The sequence below is a fragment of the Streptomyces sp. PKU-EA00015 genome, assembly GCF_013387495.1.
In the GTDB taxonomy this organism is placed as follows: Bacteria; Actinomycetota; Actinomycetes; order Streptomycetales; family Streptomycetaceae; genus Streptomyces.
On record NZ_JABZEE010000155.1, the window covers coordinates 1 to 365 of the forward strand.

The following is a 365-nucleotide window of genomic DNA, read 5'->3' on the forward strand; positions in this document are numbered from 1 at the left end:
CAAGGGTGTGGACTGGCGGGTCGCGATCCCCTTCGACGGCAGCTTCGCCCAGTACTACGCCCTGGCCGTCAACAAGAACGCCCCGCACCCGGCGGCGGCCCGCCTGTGGCAGGAGTATCTCTTCAGCGCGACGGGCCAGAACCTCCGGCTCAAGGGCTACGCCCGCGCGGTACTGATGGAGACCATGCGCGAGGACGGCACCCTCGACGAGGACGCCGCGGCAAAACTGCCGACGGTCGAGGGGGAGCCCCAGTTCCCCACGGACGCGCAACTGGAGAAGGCGAGGGTGACGGTCGACCGGGGCTGGGCGAAGGCCGTAGGAGGCTGAACCCATCACCTGAGGGATCACGAGTCCGGTCCCCGGG

1 pseudogene is annotated in these 365 nt (G+C 69.6%); it reads left to right on the top strand.

The window, feature by feature from the left end:
- Nucleotides 1–328 (top strand): annotated as a pseudogene (locus tag HW130_RS35315) (ABC transporter substrate-binding protein); the annotation flags it as partial.
- Nucleotides 329–365 lie beyond the last annotated feature (37 nt).